This is a genomic window from Limnothrix sp. PR1529, from assembly GCF_002742025.1.
Taxonomy (GTDB): domain Bacteria; phylum Cyanobacteriota; class Cyanobacteriia; order CACIAM-69d; family CACIAM-69d; genus CACIAM-69d.
Genome location: NZ_LIRO01000036.1, coordinates 118233 through 118671 on the forward strand (window position 1 = coordinate 118233; position 439 = coordinate 118671).

Annotated in this window: 1 protein-coding gene; it reads left to right on the forward strand. The window is 60.1% G+C overall.

Going from position 1 to position 439, the window contains the following annotated elements:
- Positions 1-27: 27 nt before the first annotated feature.
- The coding region (locus AMR42_RS21070) for a tetratricopeptide repeat protein (protein WP_234406693.1) at positions 28-439 on the forward strand (412 nt) is incomplete at its 3' end.

Genomic DNA, 439 nt, shown 5'->3' on the forward strand with positions numbered 1-439 from the left:
GAACCCCTCTACCGGCGATCGCTGGCGATCCGAGAGCAAGTCCTGGGAGCCGACCATGCCCACACTGCCGAAAGCCTTAACAACTTGGCAGGACTCTACTGGTCGCAGGGACGCTATCCTGAAGCCGAACCCCTCTACCGGCGATCGCTGGAAATCCGTGAGCGAGTGCTGGGAGCCGACCATCCCGCCACTGCCGACAGCCTCAATGACTTGGCATTACTCTACTCATGCCAGGGACGTTACGAGGCCGCGGAACCCCTCTACCGGCGATCGCTGGAAATCCGTGAGCGAGTGCTGGGAGCCGACCATCCCGACACGGCCACCAGCCTCAACAACTTGGCAGGACTCTACTATTCCCAGAGACGGTACGAGGCAGCGGAACCCCTCTACCTCCGCTGCTTGACGATTTTGGTTGAAAAACTCGGTCAAGACCATCCCA